The sequence below is a fragment of the Paraflavitalea soli genome (assembly GCF_003555545.1).
GTDB classification, from domain to species: domain Bacteria; phylum Bacteroidota; class Bacteroidia; order Chitinophagales; family Chitinophagaceae; genus Paraflavitalea; species Paraflavitalea soli.
In genome coordinates this window covers 1,629,408-1,648,442 of sequence record NZ_CP032157.1, presented here as the reverse complement: position 1 = coordinate 1,648,442, position 19,035 = coordinate 1,629,408, and the positions used below count along the sequence as shown (strand labels likewise).

The 19,035-nt window shown below is 47.7% G+C and carries 12 protein-coding genes; 4 read left to right on the top strand and 8 right to left on the bottom strand.

Annotated elements, in window-relative coordinates:
• Positions 1–3 precede the first annotated feature (3 nt).
• Positions 4–3,291: a SusC/RagA family TonB-linked outer membrane protein gene (locus D3H65_RS06220; RefSeq protein ID WP_119049437.1), complete on the bottom strand. Its 3,288-nt coding sequence runs from the start codon at positions 3,289–3,291 to the stop codon at positions 4–6.
• A gap of 112 nt (positions 3,292–3,403) precedes the next feature.
• Positions 3,404–4,492: a LacI family DNA-binding transcriptional regulator gene (locus tag D3H65_RS06215; RefSeq protein WP_119049436.1), complete on the bottom strand. Its 1,089-nt coding sequence runs from the start codon at positions 4,490–4,492 to the stop codon at positions 3,404–3,406.
• 1,153 nt (positions 4,493–5,645) lie between these two features.
• On the opposite strand from D3H65_RS06215, the gene D3H65_RS06210 reads away from it, so the two are divergent.
• The 4 genes from D3H65_RS06210 (at position 5,646) to D3H65_RS06195 (ending at position 8,973) form a co-directional block, all read left to right on the top strand.
• Positions 5,646–6,695: a hypothetical protein gene (locus tag D3H65_RS06210; protein ID WP_162915441.1), complete on the top strand. Its 1,050-nt coding sequence runs from the start codon at positions 5,646–5,648 to the stop codon at positions 6,693–6,695.
• Between the two features lie 39 nt (positions 6,696–6,734).
• Positions 6,735–7,250, top strand: coding sequence for a hypothetical protein (locus D3H65_RS06205; protein WP_119049434.1), 516 nt, complete (start codon positions 6,735–6,737; stop codon positions 7,248–7,250).
• 3 nt (positions 7,251–7,253) lie between these two features.
• Positions 7,254–8,510: a C1 family peptidase gene (locus tag D3H65_RS06200; protein ID WP_119049433.1), complete on the top strand. Its 1,257-nt coding sequence runs from the start codon at positions 7,254–7,256 to the stop codon at positions 8,508–8,510.
• A 103-nt stretch (positions 8,511–8,613) separates the two neighbouring features.
• Complete coding sequence (locus D3H65_RS06195; RefSeq protein WP_119049432.1) at positions 8,614–8,973, top strand: hypothetical protein; 360 nt, start codon at positions 8,614–8,616, stop codon at positions 8,971–8,973.
• Between the two features lie 564 nt (positions 8,974–9,537).
• On the opposite strand, the gene D3H65_RS06190 is transcribed toward D3H65_RS06195, so the two are convergent.
• The 6 genes from D3H65_RS06190 to D3H65_RS06160 all read right to left on the bottom strand — a co-directional run bounded on the left by D3H65_RS06190 (position 9,538) and on the right by D3H65_RS06160 (position 18,978).
• A complete protein-coding gene (locus tag D3H65_RS06190) occupies positions 9,538–10,005 on the bottom strand; it encodes a hypothetical protein (RefSeq protein WP_162915440.1) in 468 nt (155 codons plus the stop codon).
• A 42-nt stretch (positions 10,006–10,047) separates the two neighbouring features.
• Positions 10,048–10,776 carry a hypothetical protein gene (locus D3H65_RS06185; RefSeq protein ID WP_119049430.1) on the bottom strand — a complete coding sequence of 243 codons (729 nt, stop codon included), beginning with the start codon at positions 10,774–10,776 and terminating at the stop codon, positions 10,048–10,050.
• 413 nt (positions 10,777–11,189) lie between these two features.
• Positions 11,190–12,041 (bottom strand): alpha/beta fold hydrolase, encoded by an 852-nt coding sequence (locus tag D3H65_RS06180; RefSeq protein WP_119049429.1) that lies wholly within the window; start codon positions 12,039–12,041, stop codon positions 11,190–11,192.
• Between the two features lie 378 nt (positions 12,042–12,419).
• Positions 12,420–12,950, bottom strand: coding sequence for a DUF6036 family nucleotidyltransferase (locus D3H65_RS06170; protein WP_119049427.1), 531 nt, complete (start codon positions 12,948–12,950; stop codon positions 12,420–12,422).
• 88 nt (positions 12,951–13,038) lie between these two features.
• Entirely contained in the window at positions 13,039–14,697 is a 1,659-nt protein-coding gene (locus D3H65_RS06165) for a hypothetical protein (RefSeq protein ID WP_119049426.1), read from the bottom strand.
• A gap of 108 nt (positions 14,698–14,805) precedes the next feature.
• On the bottom strand, positions 14,806–18,978 hold the full coding sequence (locus D3H65_RS06160) for a hybrid sensor histidine kinase/response regulator (protein WP_119049425.1): 4,173 nt from the start codon (positions 18,976–18,978) through the stop codon (positions 14,806–14,808).
• Between the last annotated feature and the right edge of the window lie 57 nt (positions 18,979–19,035).

Below are 19,035 nucleotides of genomic sequence, written 5' to 3'. Positions count from 1 at the left end.
ACATTAAAAAGTTAGGTTTGCGCCAAAGGTGAGGTAACGGTAGAAGGGATACCTGCCACTGAAAGTACTTTGGTTGCCGTTCTGACTATCTCCCGAATTGGCCACATTTCTGGAAGCTTCGGGGTCCCAGCCATCGCGGATCTTCGTGCTCTCCCACAGGTCATTACCGGATACGTAGAACCGCAGGCGCTGAATATGGGCCTTATTGGTAATGGCAGCAGGCAGGGTATAACCGATCACCAGGTTCTTAAGACGCAGGTAAGCGCCGTTCTCAGCTACCCAATCCGAGGGGAAGTAATTGTAGTTGTTGATGGTACCCGTAGTAGAGATGCGGGGATAGTAAGCATCTGTACGCGTGGGTGTCCACCATTTATCCCGGAAAGCGGCATTCTGCGCCTGGAATACCACCGCGGCGGGTATGCGCCAGTTGCCATCACGTACAATCGTACGCTCTCCTACTCCCTGGAAAATGATATTCAGGTCAAAGCCATTCCATTCTGCGCCTGCATTGAAGGAGAAGGTAAGACGGGGATCATCGGTACCCAGGGCCACGGCATCTTCGGGGAAAGTGATCTTGCCATCGCCATTCATGTCCTTGTACATATTATCACCCAGCGCCAGGCGGTTATTGGCTTGTGCAGCAGCACCGCCGTTGGGCATACCAATATTGTTATTAGGTACCAGTTTCAGGTAATCCTCCAATTCCTTTTGTGTTTGGATACGACCGGCATATACAAGACCGAAATAAGAATTGATCGGATAACCTTCCACCGCACTGTTCAAACCCCGGTTATTGGTGGATATCACTTTCTGTCCGCCAAAGCTTACCAGTTTATTGGTGTAGCGGGAAATATTGCCGCCCACATTGTAGCCCAGTTTGCCGGTCTTATCACGCCAGTTCAGGGACAGCTCCCAACCATTGGTACTGAGGTGTCCGTTATTACCTGCCGGAGCGCCTGCGCCCAGTACGGCAGGATAGGTGCGGGAGATCAACATATTGTTATTGTTCTTCACAAAATATTCAACGGTACCACTCAGGCGACTGCCCAGGGTTGCAAAATCCAGGGCCAGGTTGCTGGTCTCCACTTTTTCCCAGGTCCTGTCGAAAGCGACCAGGCCACCCGGCGCGATCCTCACCACCGGGCTATTGCCGATGATGGGAAAGCCGGAACTGCCGGGACCAGTAGAATAAGCCAGGTTGAGCAGGGAGATATAATCATACAAGCCGATACCGCTCTGGTTGCCTACACTTCCGTAAGATGCCCGCAGCTTCAGGTCGTTGATGAACGGGAGGTTCTCCATAAATTTCTCGCGGTTGATGCGCCAGCCGGCAGATACACCGTAGAATAATTTCCAGCGGTTGTCGGCGCTGAATTTGGAAGAACCATCATAGCGACCGTTTACTTCCAGTAGGTATTTATTGCGGAACACATAGTTCACCCGGCCAAAATAACCAGCCAGGGCATAATGGTTCTGCGTCTCACCTACTGTTTTGGTAGTAGGATCACCATAACTCAGGCTTAATGACGGCGGTACGCCATTGACCACATCGAGGGTTTTGGCAGAAAACAGGTTCAGCTCCTGTCTTTCATATTGTGCGCCTACCATGGCTTTCAGGTCATGTTCCCGGTCCTTGCCAAATGAATTGGCATATTCTACATAGCCATTCAGGTTATAATAGGCTTCCTTGCGGTTGCCACGTTGGTAAAAACTCCTGCCGCTACCGGAGGGAGCCAGGGAAGAAATAAGTGATTTTCCGCTGTAATCATAAAAGTTGATCAGGTTTTCCTGTGTTCTATAATCCGTATTACTATAATAATAACCGGCAGAACCTACGGCTTTCAGGTGTTTGGCCAGGTTCCAGGTGAGGTTGAAATTGGCATTGAGGCGCGTATTCATCTCTTTTCCATCACCACCATAATCGGCAATATTATTGGGAGCCGCATTGGCAATGCCTGATCCCCATACAAAAGGTTTACCATCGATGGTAGAAGTGGGCATGCCTGGTTGTATGCCATTGTTGAGCACCCCGCCGATATTGGCGGGTTGTATGATGTCATTTTTTTCCAGGGAGATATTGCTTTCCAGTTTAAAGGCGCTGGAGAACTGGTAATCGTGCGTGAGACGCAGGTTGTACCGCTTATTCGAGTTCTTTCCTACCTGCAGCAGGCTCCCATCGTCGAGATAACCCAGGGAGAGCCGGTAGCCCGAGCGTTCGCCTTTGGCAGCCATGCTTACCTGGTGTTCTGTGGAAGTGGCATCACCCCACAGCACATCCTGCATGGTGCCGGGAAAAAACACGAAGTCTTTTACATCCGTAAAGTTCATACCGTACCCAAGCGCTGTGGCATCTGCTTTGGAAAGCCATTGCTTATTATTTTGCACGGCATAGATGGCCATATCGGCATAGTTGTACCAGATATCGCTGGGCAGAAAGCCATCCGTGGCCCTCGCTTCTTTCATCATAGGACCCCAGCCAGTGATATCTGTAAGCTTGGGTTGCAGGCCTACTATTTTACGGCTTACCGAACCATTGTATTGGATGGTAGGTTTGCCTGTTTTGGCCCTTTTGGTGGTAATGAGTACAACACCGCCTGCCGCCCTGGATCCATAAATGGAAGCCGCGGCGGCATCCTTGAGGAAAGTAATATTTTCAATGTCAGCCGGGTTGAATGAATTCAGCGCTCCCACATTCGGAAGTGTCAATCCATCTACGATCACCAGTGGTTCCGTACCATTCACCGAAGAATTGCCCCTGATCAGGAAACTCCAGCTTTCACGACCAGGCTGCGAAGAGTTGCGGGTAACCGTAACGCCCGGCGCCTGCCCCTGCAAAGCAGCCAGCGGACTGGCCACCGGGCCCCTGTCCTGGAACGCTTTGGCGCCTACGGTGGTGACCGCGCCCGTCAGCGATCCTTTGCGCTGGGTGCCATATCCTACCACCACTACATCATTCAACTGCTGGTTCACCACCGCCAGCTTTACCTGCAGGCTGCCCGATCCATCGGGTGCTATTTCCTGTTTCTCATACCCCACACTACTGATCTCCAGCACTCCATTGTCGGGTATTGTGATCGTAAACTGTCCTTTTTCATTGGTCGAAGTGCCGCCGGCAGTTCCCTTCACTTTTACACTCACGCCTGCTACCGGCTGGTTGGTCTGTACATCTACCACCACCCCTGTCACCGTTTTAGTGGCCTGTGCCCAAGCCAGGTGGGGCTGTACTGCCAGCAACAAGAGGGCACTGCACAGCATAACCCCTTTTTGCAACAATCTTTGCGCTTTACTCATAATGGCAAGTTTAATTTTTGAATGACGTTTTAGGATTTAATCTGTTAGCACAGGTCAAGGTTTATATCAATGTCGCGGAATTAAGAAACGAATGTCAGAGTTTACCCCGCCTTTACGGGGCTGAGCCTGTCGAAGCCGTCCTGACGGGTGTTTGTTTTCCACTGGAAGCGGGCTTCTTTACACGGGATACGGATGATTGACGGATGATCAATTGGGTAGGCAATACGATCGTTTCCCGGCTCAATGTTTTCACCTTGCCCGACAGCACTTTCATCAGTTCTTCTATCACTGTCTTAGACATCTCTTCTACCGGCTGGGCCACGGCGGTTACAGCGGGTGAAAACAACGAGAAATGCGTATTGTCATCAAAGCCTACCACGGCTATATCATGCGGTATGGTCAGTTGTCGGCGGTGGATGGCTTCCAATCCGCCAATGGCCAGGTAGTTGGTGGCAAAGAGCATCGCATCCAGTTGCCCGTTCATGGCCAGGAATTGATCGATCTTTTCCATCACCAGGCTTTCTCTTTCCATTTCATAAGGGATCTTTAATACCATGGGCAGCAGACCTGCTTGCAGCATGGCATTGTCGTAACCTGCCAGGCGGTCATTCATCTGTGTCTGCTCGGAATCCAGGGTTACAAAACCAATAGCAGAATAGCCATTGCTCACCAGGTGTTGAATGGCTGCCGAGGCGCCTTCCCGGTTATCGACGACTACGTTGTGCGTTTTCAACTCCGGAAAAAAACGGTCAAATAACACCACCGGCAGGTTATCGTCGAGCAGCGCCTGAATGTCTTTTTCTATGCCGGGCGGCGGAGCTATGATATAGCCATCTACCTGCGTATCCCTGAATACCTGCAGGAGATCGCGGGTAATGAGGGCGTCGTTCTCCGTGCTTGCGTGGAATATTTTATAATCGAGCTGATGGGCATGGGCTTCCACGATCCTTGAAATACTGGAGAAGAAAGGGTCGGATATATCTTCTACCAGCATGCCAATGATCTTGCTTTTACCCGTGCGCAGGCTTTTCGCTACCCGGTTGGGACGGTAACCGCATTCCTCCACATAGGCCAGTATCTTTTTCTCCATGCCGGCGCTGATCCGTTTCTCGGCCGATTTTCCATTCAGCACATAAGAAACCGTGGCTGCCGACACTTCCAGCTGCCGGGCTATATCATGTATGGAGATCTTTTTCTTCATTTTTTCTGTTCAGATTAAAGTGTCACCCTGAGCTTGTCGAAGGGTGCTTCCTTTTAAACTATTCCCCTCGGGGATGGGCATGAGATGGCCGTTCAGGCATTTATGAGGTCATGGCCTGTGTGGGTTGGTTCCCATCTATAGATCAATAAGGTTTATGTGCCGGCGGCCGGACTGGCCCGAAAGGGATGGCTGGAAGCGGGAGGATGTTTGTGTTGTTTCATCTTTGGCAAGTTTGGTTGCGTATCGTTTCGTGAAGGTCTTTTTGCCAGGCAGGATCCAATTAATCGATTGAGCAACTACGCTAAAAAAAAGACTTCGACAGTCATGGTAAAGAATTTATCTTCTTTACCCGTTCAATAACGCCTGCAAAATACGGGGGTAAAACAAAAACCGGGGGTGGGGAAAAAGCCTTAAAAGGGGGGTAAGGCGACCATTTTGAGGGTTTTACCCCCCTTTTTTAAGTCGGGATGACGGAAAACCGGAAAGTCCGGAAGGAAATCCCCATCACAGCTGCTTACCGGGAGTATAGTTTCGGCTTGATGTCCGGGCTTACCACCACCCTTTACCCTACTGTTAATGCCTTTGCGCGTCCCTGCTGCATTTGAGCCCTCTTTTCTTACTATTCTCTTTCTATTAGCTTACTACCCGCTCACTACGACGGTGCTTCCGGCGTGAAGGGTCTATGAGAGAGCTGTTAGTGAACCGCCCCTGGGGAACTGCCGGGAGTTAACAGGTTGGAAAGAACGACCCTCGCCAGGTCTCTTGGGGTATCCACTTTAGTTGTTGGATTTCCAGAGGTCTAAAAGATAATGTTCGAATCCAGCCGCCCCGACCATAAAAAATGAACCCTTCAGATCGTTGGATTTGAAGGTTTTTTGCTTTTAAAGAAATGCTACTACGTTTACTTTCTTATACTATTAATTGTTACAGAAACACTTATGAGTTCGAACTATAAAAGACAAAATCTAAAAGGGTTCAGATAATAACTATAAAGCCTTCTGGACCGGAAATAAGGGAAGCTTACAAAACGACATGGGTGAAAACACCTTTTTTACCTTAACTAAACGACATGGGTGTTTTAACGGGTTCCGGCTCCATACAGTTGCAATATATTTATACAACAACCGAATTTGCTCACCAATTACTACTGTTTATGTCTCGTTTTCATTTCGCTAAGCGCCCATGCTCCTGTGCCTGTTTTGTATTGTTTTGTTTGCTGATGGTTATCAGCCTGCTGTCTCCGCAGGCGGCCCGATGCCAGGACGATGGCGTCTTTAATAGGATCAACGGCACCCGCATTAAGAACAGCGTATTTATCTATTTTGACAAAGACCTGACCTTATACTACAGCATAGATGACGAGGACATTACACATAAGCTGGACGCTGACATGATCTTCAATATTAAGAATAACCACAAAAACGATTTCCAGGTCTATTTCCACTTTTATAACCCCCTGCGCACCACGGTTAAATCGACCCAGAAAAATGTGGAAGACCCCTCCTACAAAGCGATCACCGACTTCATTGCCAAACTACCCACAGGCGCTACCAAAGATGCTTCAGAAACAAAAGACAAAGCGCTCCCTGGCGATGATAAAAAGATGACAGAAGTTAAACCCAGCGTCATCCTTAACCAATGGATTCTGGAGTTTGTCACCTTAATAAAACCCGACGCCATTGTGGCCAGTGAAGACCTGCTGAAAAAATACAATGCTATTGCCGACAGGATTAATGATATTCAAACAACCGAACAGTTTCTCTTTGGAGAATTAAATATCCCTTCTACCGGTAGCACCAACCGGACCGTCAGCGGATGGGTGAAACTCACGGCCAGCAACCTGTACAAAGTTGATGACGACTATACCAAATTCAACGATGAGCTTACCACTGCCGGTAACTGGAAGGACGTTCTTGCTGAACGGGACAAGGATGCCAAAGACAAGCTTAAAGATGTTCAAAAATTGCTTACTTCTGATTTCGATGCACTGTTTACCGCCGATCTCATTCCCGCCAGACTCAAAGAATTTAAAAGCTATTCCACCATATTTGCTAAAACCCTGACTACTGCCACACAGGCTTCTTTTGCCAGTCAGGAATCGCTGATCACCCAAGACAGTACTCTTATTAAACGCCTGACCGATTTTGCCAAGGATTTCAGCGGCGTATCAGTTAACGGTAAGATCATGCACGAAGGGTTTTAAAAGGACTTTAACGATAAACTTGACTGGAACATCAAAACAATGAAAGAAATCAACTATACCCTTACCCCACTCAAGGATGACGGCACTGAAGATGTTAAAAAGGCGACCACCAAATCATTTACCATTGCCAAAAAGCTGGGCCTGTATCCTTTTGTATCAACAGGCGTGATCTATACTCAATTCAGCTACCCTGAATATGCTATCAAAACAGACAACGGCGTGAACACCGTAGCAAAAACCGACGATGTGAAAGTGAATGTGCGGCCCACGGTATTCCTGAACCTGATCATTGCGAGTTGGGACCCAGTATACCCCTTTGCCCAAGTGGGCGTGACCACGGGCGTTCAGGATGCATTGTTCCCGGTAGGGCTGGGACTTTCGTTTGGCTCCTCTTTTTCTATCTCCGCAGGCTGTATATTCGGCTATCACAAAGACCTGAACAAACTGACCGAGGGCGGGGCCGTGAAAGACGATGCCGCTTTGAAAAGCGATCTGACCAACCAAGCTGTGTTTAAGCCCTATTTTTCCATCAACTATAACCTGGGAAAAAAGTAGGCCATGACAAACTCTCAACAATTTATATGGGATGACGATCAGCGGCAGCGGAAGGGGCGCCGACGCAGGAACAAGTTAGTTTTGTTGCTTTTGCTTGGTTTAACCCTGGTGGTGATTGGAGTCAATTATTTTATCAGTGGCCGTGCCGCCGTTAAAAGAGCAAGGCTATCAGAGGTAATGTATATGATCGATTCCAAACAGGATCTGTTGATCAAGGACAGTGCAGTGATCAAAGCGATCGCTTTGGATTCGCTGAACTTTATCAACCAAATAGAACAGCCTGCCTCGTCTATACTGGTAGACACGGCAGCTTTTTTTGCTCGGCTCACCGAACTGCAAGACAATAAACTGGCGGAAATCCGGCAATTCAAAGCCAACTTCAATAGCGGGCTGGCGAGCACGGTGCAATTGGGCATTACCAGCAAATCGTTCATTCCCCTGAAGTTCCTGACTGGAGAAAGGGGCGGCCGGCTTCCTGCGGCCGAACTCGCTTTTCTGGCCAGTCATTGTTCTAATGCCGCCCAATACCCCTTCTTGAAGTTTGCGGGCAGGCAACTGGACCCGAGCGTCCGCCAACTGGATATCAGGATGTTTGGTGTGAACTCATCTACTATCGATCAAACTCCCTATATCATCTGCTGGGCCATTGCCGCTGCCAAAGCTTTCGACATTAATTACCAGATCAGGCATCCGCAGCAGAACATTGTTTCCTCTCAACAGGAGATCATTGATTGCTCCAAAGGGGGAGATTCCAACGGCGGCAGTAGTTATTTGGTTTTTAAATGGATGGATGCCCCCTCCGTTTTGCTTGCCGACTCTTCAGCTTATTCTTTCACCGGTAAATTTTTGCAGTCCTGCCGGCAACCTGCTACAGGCCATGGCCTTAAAGACTGGAGCATGATATCGTGCGAAACACCGGGCGATACTGCCTCGATCAAAAAGATCAAGGACGCCATTTGCCGGTTTGGCAGTGTGGTGAGCTCAGTAAACACTACTCCTGGATGGTTAATGTATAAACGAGTGGAAGGTAATGTATGGCGCGACAGTAACCGTTACAAAGAATCCGATGGCAGTTTTTCCTCTAACCATTCGGTGTTGATCATCGGCTGGGATGATGATAAACAAGCCTGGCTGATAAAAAACTCGTGGGGCGAAGGCTGGGGAATAACTGGTGGTACGGGCACCCAGAGCGGGTATATGTGGCTGGATTACAAGAGTTGCAATATCGGGTTAAAGGCCTGTTGGGTTGTAGCCCGATAAAACAATAACTTTGGTTATGGGCCGCGGGATTTTTCTCCTTTTGTGGTGTGTTGTATTGCAATCGTGTTTACTTAATAAAACGGTGACCACTACCAGCTCAACAATGCCCCAAACCATCTCCATCAACAACTGCTTGTACGCAGAAGGACAAAAAGCAGGCGATACCTTACTAATACTCCAGGCGAGAGTGGGCGATACGCTGGCCATTACCTTTTCGCTGAATGCAGGCGCCGGACTGGCTTGGGATTTGGACACCAACCGCCTACAGAAAGATATCATCGAGTTGGTCAATCAATCCTTTCATACTGTGAACCTGGGAGAGAACCGGCAAAAGTGGATCTTTCTTTATTCGCTGGTGATCAGAAAAAAACAAGGGTCGTATCTTGACTTTTGGCTGCGCAGAGGCCTGGGGAACAACTATGGTCATTGCTGTATCAAAACTAATCCGGCTGAAGCACATTAAAACATTTTTCGTTTTCACCACTTTCCGTGGATCATCAGTTTCTTTACCAGAGTAGACATAGGATTTATTTAAGCACATGTCTTCTAATATACCTACTCTGAAATAGGTGCCTTTCTTTTTAAAAGCTAGCACTTCATTAGAGGTAAATAAATATTTAAGTCGCTGAATTTCTATCAAATCCTCCAAATACTGATTCGAAATTGGTCCAGTCAACCCGACGATAAAAAATGAACCTTTCAGATCGTTGAATCTGAAGGTTTTTTAGTTTAATGAAATTAGTAACGCATTTAACTCTCTACGCAATTTATTGTTACAGAGATATTTGTAGGTTCGAACTGCGACACATGGAAAATATAAGAGGGTTCATATAGAGCTCTGAAGCCTCCTGGCCCGGGAATAAGAAGAACTTTACCTTGACGCTTTTACAAGTATGTAGACGGCAATTGGACCGAGAGCCAGATAGCCAAAGTTTCAACGTCCAGTCTCTGTGATACGTTATTATGCAGGTTCAAACTAAGGGAACAAAATGCAAAAAGGTTCATGTAAACGGGAACTTTCACCTATTCAATTTACATTAAAACGATCGTCAATTAATTTCATCCTTTTTAAAATAAACATTGTTGACCATGTATCCGCCCAAAAACCTTCACCAAAGTAGATGTTATCAGAAGTATAAATTTCTGTCCATTCAGGAAGTATCTCTGCAACTGTTACAGAACGTTGTTTCTTTTCGTTCCATGCTAACGTAAGATTTTTATCTTCTTTGTCATAACTCCATTTGCCATTTTCAGTAAAAGTATTTCCATCTTTTTCATGCTTTAGCGCAATAACGCTTCCATCATTCTTGAATAGAAATTCACAATCACCGCTCTGCCAAAAGATATTCTCTTCAGAAATTTTCTCTTTTAAAATATTGCTTTCGCCCTCTGAAAGGTGTGTTTTTTCCTTTGATGCTTGTTTATCTGACTTATTATTGCATGAAATCACCAAGCAAACTGAAAGTAAGAAAATTAACAGGTTTATTCTTTTCATATTTACTTTTTTATTTTTTTTGATACACGACTTCATGTCTCTTTATCTCATTGTCCCAGCATTAACTTTATCTCCCAAATCCGGCTCACCAATTTGTTCTGCTGCAACATTCAGCTCAAATATCTCCTGCTTAAAAGTGCGGCTTTCCATACTGGCCAGCGCACAATCGCCGGCAGCCCCCAGATGTGAGCGAACCAGTTTCCCTATCTGATTCAATTGAATACGATTGTCATCAAACGGCCCTGGTTGTACGATAGTGTCACCAATATTCCCTTCAGGGCCATGCAGTACATGCCAGTTACTTAAAATATATGGAGTTCCGGTTTCCTTGTCAAACACGATGCCTCCAATAGTGCCGGCGCTGATTTTTGTATTGGCTATACTTATACCTGGCACAATCGGATCAACACGGGTTTTGCGGCTACTCCCAATTTCTTCCGGTACAATTTTAAACGATTTTGAAAAGCTGCGCTCAACTACATCGGTCGGGAATTCAACTCCATCTACTACTATTGATGTTGGTATTTCGGTTGTTTCTACCGATTCCAGTAAATCAAGTCCCACCTTTTTATTTACTGTAAACTGTATAGCTAGTTCTTTGGTTGATTTACCATCCTTTTGCTTATACCCAATACCAACAGAAGAAATATTTTTATCCAACAAAAAATCGGCGCCACGAGCCCGGATAAACTGCTTCAGCTTTTCGGTCTTGCTATCTTCCTTAGATTGGGTTGACTTTTTACGGGTTGGTTTGTTTTTCTTTGATAGCATAAAATATTATTTAAACCATTTAAAGGCAAATTATGACAAGAACTAATTGTAGGCCCCGGCATTGCATTCATAGCTGTCGGACTTATTCAAAGCTGAAATTAAATTGCTATCCGGAAAAGGGTTTTTTCACCCATATTGTTTAGTTAAGGTTAAAACAGGTGTTTTAACAGTGTTGGGTAGCGTTAAAACACTGTACCATAATAAAAGGGATTATAATGGTGAAGTTGCATGTTACTCCCCTCATATATGATGTTGCCATGGGGACATTCATTCAGACCTGGAATGGCGAAAAGTACTTCAATCACACGGCGGGTAATGAAGGGTTTGCAGGGTATACAACTGGGAAGGGTTTATAAAGCCGGGGCAAATAACTATTGTACCATTGACTACAACTTATGTTGCATCCTGCGCGGTTAAAAAAAGGCTATTAACTCTTTTGCAATTTTTTCCGGACTGTTGTCATTATCGGCGGCCGTATGCCCCAAGCCGCGCGATTCTACACGTTTTGCTTGCGGCAAAACGGTGCTTAATGTATCAAGTGCAAGTTTAAGGTAACGTTGGCTCCTGGTTCCACCCATCAGCAGCATTTCAGCTTTAATTTCTTTACACCGGTCTATAAGTCCAGGTGATTCACGCACCAATAGAAGATCGTAATGCATGGTTGGTATTAAGGATTTCAAGGGCACATGATCGTCCGTTTGTTTCTTCGCATCTGCGTTTATACCAACATTTAACAATGGTGCAATAAGAAAGCCCGGCAAGGCTGTAAATAAAGAGGGATCATCGGTGCCTTTTATGGCCGTGAACATTGCTTTTCCAAAGTTTCCGCGGGAGAGGGCCGATTCATAGCGACTGCCCCAGGCCGCAGGGTTAGTTCCCTTGACCGGGATCGGAGGTTCGTAGAGTACTACTTTTTTTAGAGCGGGTTCTATAATGGCAGTTCGAAGTACACAAATAGCACCAGAACTAAGCCCAAATATCTTATCTGTTCCTGTCTTATGGATTAATGCCTGCAGATCCTCGCTTTCTGATCCAATGCCATAATTCTGGCCAAATGGACCGCTTAAGCCGCGACCCCGCCTGTCTGGAATATAAACAGTGAATTCATTGGATAAGAAACTGGCAAGTTGCAGAAAATTTTTAGAGGTCATCATCGCACCATGGACAAGAATAACTCCCGGCCCGTACCCGGTTTGTCTATAGCCAACCCTTGTTCCATCCTTTGATATAACATAGCCGGTAATATATTTCTCTAAGAGGGCCATTGCTGATCTACGTTTATACTTTAAAAGTACGATGAAGTTGTATTACCCTGGTTTATAAATCTATCATGGTGGATCTTCGCGGCATCGGGTGGGGCGTATTGATGATTACTTTATTAACGGTCAGCTTTCAGTCTATCAAAGCCGCCATCGCAAATCCCGTGAAAAGTTTGAGAACAGAGTAATAAATTGACTATTGCGGCGAATCAGTTGTTTTAGTTTCAACGGTAGGATCATTAGCCTCAATAGTAGATTTTTTGGCAGCTTTCCAAAACTGAAATAAAGCAGTATTATCTTCCATAAACTGTTTAAGCCTCTCTGCAGGAGATTTCGAAAGCCATATTTTCAACTGCAAGTCCTTTATGTGTTGTGGGGTATCATTCATAACGACAATAAATCAAATGTTTTCAAATTCAATTTGCTGATCCATTTCTTGATATAGGACCAATCCATATTCTCAATAGCCGCAAGATTCTTAATATCCTCTGCCTGTTGCGCCGATTGATACTGCTGTATCCATATTACTTTTGAAATAAGTAAATCCTCCGGAGATACCACATAAATCGCTTTATTGAAAAAATCAACTTTTTTCCTTCTATTAAATTCTTCCTGCCGGAAAGCCTCGTCTTTTAAAACCACAAAATCTGCTTTAAAGCCAGATGCATGATCGATGATATTGAACATACTCCGCCTTCTTACCGCGTCTTCAATGGCATCTTTATCACAATAATAACCATCTTTAAAATGCTCTATAAACAGATCTATATTTTTCGGGTCAAGATGAATAATAAAATCAAAATCTCGTGTCGCTCTAGGCACGATGTATATACTCATAGCTACACTACCAGAAAGCATATAGGGTATATTGGATCCATTAAGTACATCTGTGATTTTTTGAAAAAATGCGATCATACGAGGGACAAGTTACTTCAAGTCACACAATTAATCAAAACACATAGCCTAAGTGATTAAATTTCAAAAAGATATACAATTGCGCTTATTAGAAGAAAGGATAGCTCACTTTCACAATATAAAAACTCCTCACCACCGCCTCTGCCGATTGCAGCCTGGGCTCCCGGCCCAGCCCATATTGCCAGGCTACTACGGTGACCTTTACGGGATATTTTGCTTTGGGGGGAATGCGGGTAAAGGATAAGGTATTGCCATTAAGTATGGCAGGACCTTCCAGCACATAATAATACACCGGCACACCGGCATCGGAGACAGCCTTCAGAACGAGACTTTTAGCCCCGACTTGCTGGTTGGCAATCGCGGGGAAACTGATGTGTTGCTCCTTCCCTTCCGTGAGCCTGGCAGGCAGGGTCATCTGCGCCTGCTGCACGATGGGTTTGTATTGGGCATCGCCCGGGTGACGGGCAATAAAAGTGAGTACATAGTTTTTGGGATTGGCTTCCAGGCCCGGCCCTAATTGCAAAGCAAAAGTATGCGCATTGATCTTTTTAAAAGGGCCGGCCACCCAGTCGATGGTAATAGGCCCGCCACCGGCAGCATGACCAATCCTCGATCCGGCAGGTAACCCTGTCCAGTTGGCCAGTCTGGGTGTTGCTCCACCCACCGTATCATAGAAGCCCCCTTCCAGGTGGAAGGTAATGCCGTCTGCCTCCGGCAGAAATTTCAGGTCGATCTGAAGATGGGAATTCTTTTGCGGAGCCAGTTTGCCGTCCTGTACAAAGCCGATCAATTGCGGCTTCAAACCTTTGTAGAGCGCGCCATATTTTTCTACTGCCCGCACCGTCTCTTCATCAAAATACCAGAAGGCTTCCGCTGCATTGCCGGTATACTTACCCACCGGAGCAGCCGGCGCAGCAGGCGGGGCATCAGGTCGCCATTTGTCTGCCAGCCAGCCCATCCGCGTGGGATCAATAGGGATCAATGGCTGGGCGCCTTTGCCTGCTGCTGTTTTAGGCAGACGATAGTGCGCGGCTTTCTTAATATAAAAAGCAAGGAAATCTGTTTTGGCCTGGGAACTCGCAAAGTGCCCTTCTCCCGGAACAGCCAGCATGCTCAGCGGCATCAAAGGATGTTCCTGCCTTTCTTTCAATCCTTCTGCCGACCAGGTAGCGGCCGCTTCATATTCACCCATGGTTTCAAGCGCCGGGATATAATTGATATGTTGTTCCGCGGTCCAGATGTCAGGGGCAGCCTGTCCCCGCACATAGGGCCATTGCCCACTCACGGATACACTGGCCAGGGTACGCGACGGATTCCAGGTCGCAAAATAATAAGGCCAGCTCGCCGCCGCCGAATGCCCCATACCCACGATAGGCGCCCGGCGCAATTCATCATACCCGGATACCGCCGCCAGGGAATCCATCATGGCATTGAACACCTCTCCGGCGCCTTCTTTAAAATTGAAAGGATGATTGAAGGAAGGAGCAACCCATACTTCGGCAAAACCGATCTCCCCCATGGTTTTCCGGAAAGAAGGATTGAGCAGGATCGATATTTCTTCCATATTGTGCTGCGCCAATACCACCCCACGCACCTGCTTACAATGCGCTGGTATCCACAGAAAAGCACGTACAGGTCCCTTGGCGCCTGTCACCGGTACCGACCATTGCCATTCCTGGGCAAGGATGGTAATGCAGGAACCATTCAACAATATAAATAGCAACAGGTAGGTGCGAAAGAGGCGCATAGGTATCATTCATTGCAAAATACAGTGCGGAAACAAGATGACCGGGAGGGGTAAAAGCCGTTCAAGGGGGGTAAAGCGTCCATTTTATCCCAATGCACTGCTCCTGCCTCACTTCGGCGGCGGGTCTTTCAGGTTTACCTGGTATTGACTGCCAAAAGCTTTGCGGTATTTTTTGATGTACTCCGAAGGATTGATGCCAAACACTTTGTTGAACTCGGCCCGGAAGAACTTGATATCATAAATACCTACCCGGAAGGCCGTTTCACCCACATTATAATTGGTGTTGATAAACAGCTCAGCCGCTTTCCGCAGCCGGATAAAACGAATAAAAGATTTGATAGACAGCCCCGATACCAGTTTCACTTTCCGGAACAGGTTCGACCGGCTCATGCCGATCTCCGCCAGCAGCATCTTCAGGTTAAAGTCCTCGTTCTCCAGGTTATTTTCCACAATGGCAATACAGCGTTCCAGGAACTCTTTGTATTCCTGCGATATCTTCTGGTCGGTATTGTTGAGCGTAATGGCATTGTAAAAATAGTGCTGTAAAATGGTGCGCGCTTTCAGCAAGCTGGCCACCCTGGCTACCAGGATATCTTTGTCAAAAGGTTTGGTAATATAATCATCTGCGCCGCCTTCCACACCTTTCAGCTTCACTTCAGATGAAGTGCTGGCGGTAAGCAGGATCACCGGAATATGTTGCAACGAAGCATCTTCCTTTATATGGCTGCACAGGTCAATACCACTCATGCCCTGCATTTGTACATCCGACACGATCAGGTCCGGCAGGTGTTTGCGGGCCAGCTTCAATCCATCCTCCCCATCTGAAGCCAGGTACACCTGGTAGGTATTTTTAAAAAGCGTCGTGAGGTATTGCAATAACTGGTCGTCATCATCGATCAGCAGGATGGACTTCTTTTCACTCACTACCGCTTCAAGCGGCCCGTCAGGTTGTTCTGTACTGGCTGCTTGTCCGCTCAAGGCATCTTCCAGCGCCAGCTCTTCCAGCAGCGCAGCTTGGGCAGGCTCCTGCTCAATGATGGTGCCGGCATCAAAGTGTTGTTGTCCTTTCAGCAGGTGGAGGGTGAACACGGTGCCCTCCCCTTCCTTGCTTTCATACGCAATGCGCCCTTTGTGCTGTGCCGTGAAATGCTTTACCAGGTACAGACCAATACCGAATCCTTTTTGGGTAGTAAGCATCTTGCCCGAAGCCCGGTAGAACTTTTCAAACAATTGCTCCCCGGCATCCTCGCCAATGCCGATGCCATTGTCCTGCACGCGGATCACGATCTCGCCGGCAGTCTCACCCACCATCAATACAATATGGCCGCCATCGGGCGTATACTTCAGCGCATTCGATAACAGGTTGTACAAGATGATCTCCAGCTTTTCCCGGTCGGCATATACCTCCAGTTGTTCATTGCTGCACGTAAATTCATAGCTGATCTTTTTGGCCTTGGCCTGTTGCACAAAACACAGGTACACATCATGCGCCAGTGCGCATACATCCTGCCGGCCCGGCCTTATCCGGTCGTGACCACTCTCCGCCTTGCGAAACAACAACAGCTGGTCTACCAGGCTCAGCATACGCCGGGCATTGCGGTACACCGTCTGCAGGTCCCCATCAGTCTTTTGTGGCTCTTCCTGCTGGCGCGACAGCAGGTCCTTCACAGGATTGATGATGAGCGTGAGCGGTGTTCTGAACTCATGGGAGATATTGGTGAAGAAGGTAAGTTTCTTTTCCTGCATAGCCCGTTCCTGTTCATTGAGCACCTGTTCCTTTTCCCGTTCGGCCCGTTCCAGCTCCAGCTCTGCGCGTTTGTTCTCTGCATCGAGGTGCGCAATGGCCACTTCGTATTTGAGGCGTGTTTGCCGGCTACGGTAGCGCCACCAGGTATAGATAAGGCTCACCACCACCGCCGCGTACAGGAAGTAGGCCAGCCAGGTGCGGTACCAGGGCGGCAATACAGTGATGTGCAGCACCACTTCTTCGGGGTTCCATACACCATCGGTATTAGTGCTTTTTACCCTGAAAACATAATGCCCTTCATTGAGGTGGGTATAGCTGGCGGTACGCAGGTTGCCCGTATAGTTCCAGCCCCTGTCCCACCCTTCCATATAATAAGCGTAAGATATCTTTCCGGGCGTACTGTATTCGGGCACCACATATTGAAAAGAGAAAACAGCCTGGCTATAGGGTACCTTGATCTGCTCTGTAAAAGGCACCGGTTTGTTATCGACGGTAATACCGGTCAGGAATACCTGCGCAGGCCTGGCCGTAGACAGTATTTTCTCCGGATGAAATATATTGAATCCTTTGATACCGCCAAACATCAGTTCACCCGAGCGCAGGGCCAGGCAGGTATTGGGGTTGAACTGGTTGCTCTGCAGTCCATCACCCTGGTAATAGTTCTGGAAAGTTTTGGTAGCGATATGAAAGCGCGATACCCCATTGAAGGTACTTATCCAAAGATTGCCCTTCCCATCTGGCAGGATATTGAGCACCGCATTGTTGCACAACCCTTCTGCCATAGTATATCGGGCAACAATGCTTTTTGTTGTCCTGTCAAACAATACCAGTCCTCCGCCTTCCGTACCCACCCACAGGTTGCCCTGTGCATCTTCCACAATACTGCGGATGGTATTGCCCAGCGTATAATATTCATGCTGCCTGCTTTGCCGGTCAATACGGATAAGCTGCGAGAGATTGCCCGACCACAAAGCTCCCTGGCTGTCTTCCGTCAACACAAATAATTCCGACAGCCGGGTATCGAAGGCTTCGAAACGGTCCGCTGCTTTGTTGTAACGATACAGCGCTCCCTTCATACCCCCTTCCTGCAAGGTAGTGGCCCACAATATGCCTTCCTTGTCCACCAGCAGTTGATACACCATTTTGTTTTCCTGGTTGCCAAAGGCCGGGTTCAGACATTTATAGCGGGTAAAAGTATTATTGGATCTATTAAACCGGTTGATACCACCCCAGTAAGTAGCAATCCATACCTGGCCGGTATGGTCCTCCCGTATGGAGGTAATAAAGTTATTGCTGATGCCTTCCGGGTGGCTGGCGTTGTATTTGAAATTGGTAAACTGGTTGTTCCGGCGGTCCCATAAACTGAGCCCCCCGAATTCGGAGCCCACCCATATCCTCCCGTCCGACATTTCATAAAAGGCGGAAACATAGTTATTGACAAGACTATTGGCATCGAGCGGATCATGGGCAATGGTGGTGAAGCGGTCTTTCTGCCGGTCAATGATGTTGATACCACCGCGGTGCGATCCCAGCCAGATGCGTCCCTCGCGATCCTCCACTACCGTATTGAAATTCTCATTGCTGATGCTGTTGAGCCGGCCGTCCGCTACCAGGTGGGTTACCTGCCTGGTGGCGGGATCATAGAATTTGACGCCATTGCCCTTGGTCACCATCCACAACCGCCGCTGACGGTCGATCGCAAAGCCAGCCACTTTATCCGTGGCCAGTTCTGCATCGTATTGGTTGAGTGCGCGGGCATAGGTATTGGTCCTGGTATCGTAGGTAAAAATGCCATTGTTGGTGCCCACCCAAAACTGGCTGCCGTCGGGCAGAAAGGAAAATGCCGCTTTGAGCGAGCCATTCACGAGTCTCAATTGCCGGCTGGCCGCATCATACCGGCACAGTCCCTTGGAGATCACAAATACCCAGACCTGCTGCTGGTCATCGATCCGGATGGTGCCGGCCGCATAATTGGTGTAGATAGTATCATTGATCACCAGCGGTACCTGCCAGGCAGTTGCATAGCCTTGTGGCGCAATGAGCAGGCCATCGATCAGGCTGGCCACCAGCATATCACCGGCCCGGGTGCGCTGTATATCCTTGGTTTCTGTATTGAGGATGCGTATAGCAGGGGCGCCATACGGCTTGTACCGCAACGGGGAGAATCGACCGGTAGCGGCCGCATAGATACTCACACCCTGGTTGGTGCCGGCCCAGATATTGCCATCACGATCTTCATTAATAGTGTGCACCAGGTTATCGGCCAGTGAGCCCGTATCATGGAAAGTATTGCGAAACACCTGGAAACCATAGCCATCGTACCGGTTGAGCCCATCGAAGGTGCCAAACCACATAAATCCGCGGTGATCCTGGAAGATACTGCGCACAGCATTGTTGGACAATCCCTGTTCTATGCCAAGGTAAGAAAGCGGCAATCCCTCATGGGCCGCAGCGCGGCCCGTCACCATACAAAGCAGTATGGCTATCCAGGCGGGCAGGGAAAAAGACAAGCAGGAACGACGACCGGTATGCATAACTCTTCAAGATCGATAAGCGTCAACAATACATTTATACTGCAATGTACAAAAGTA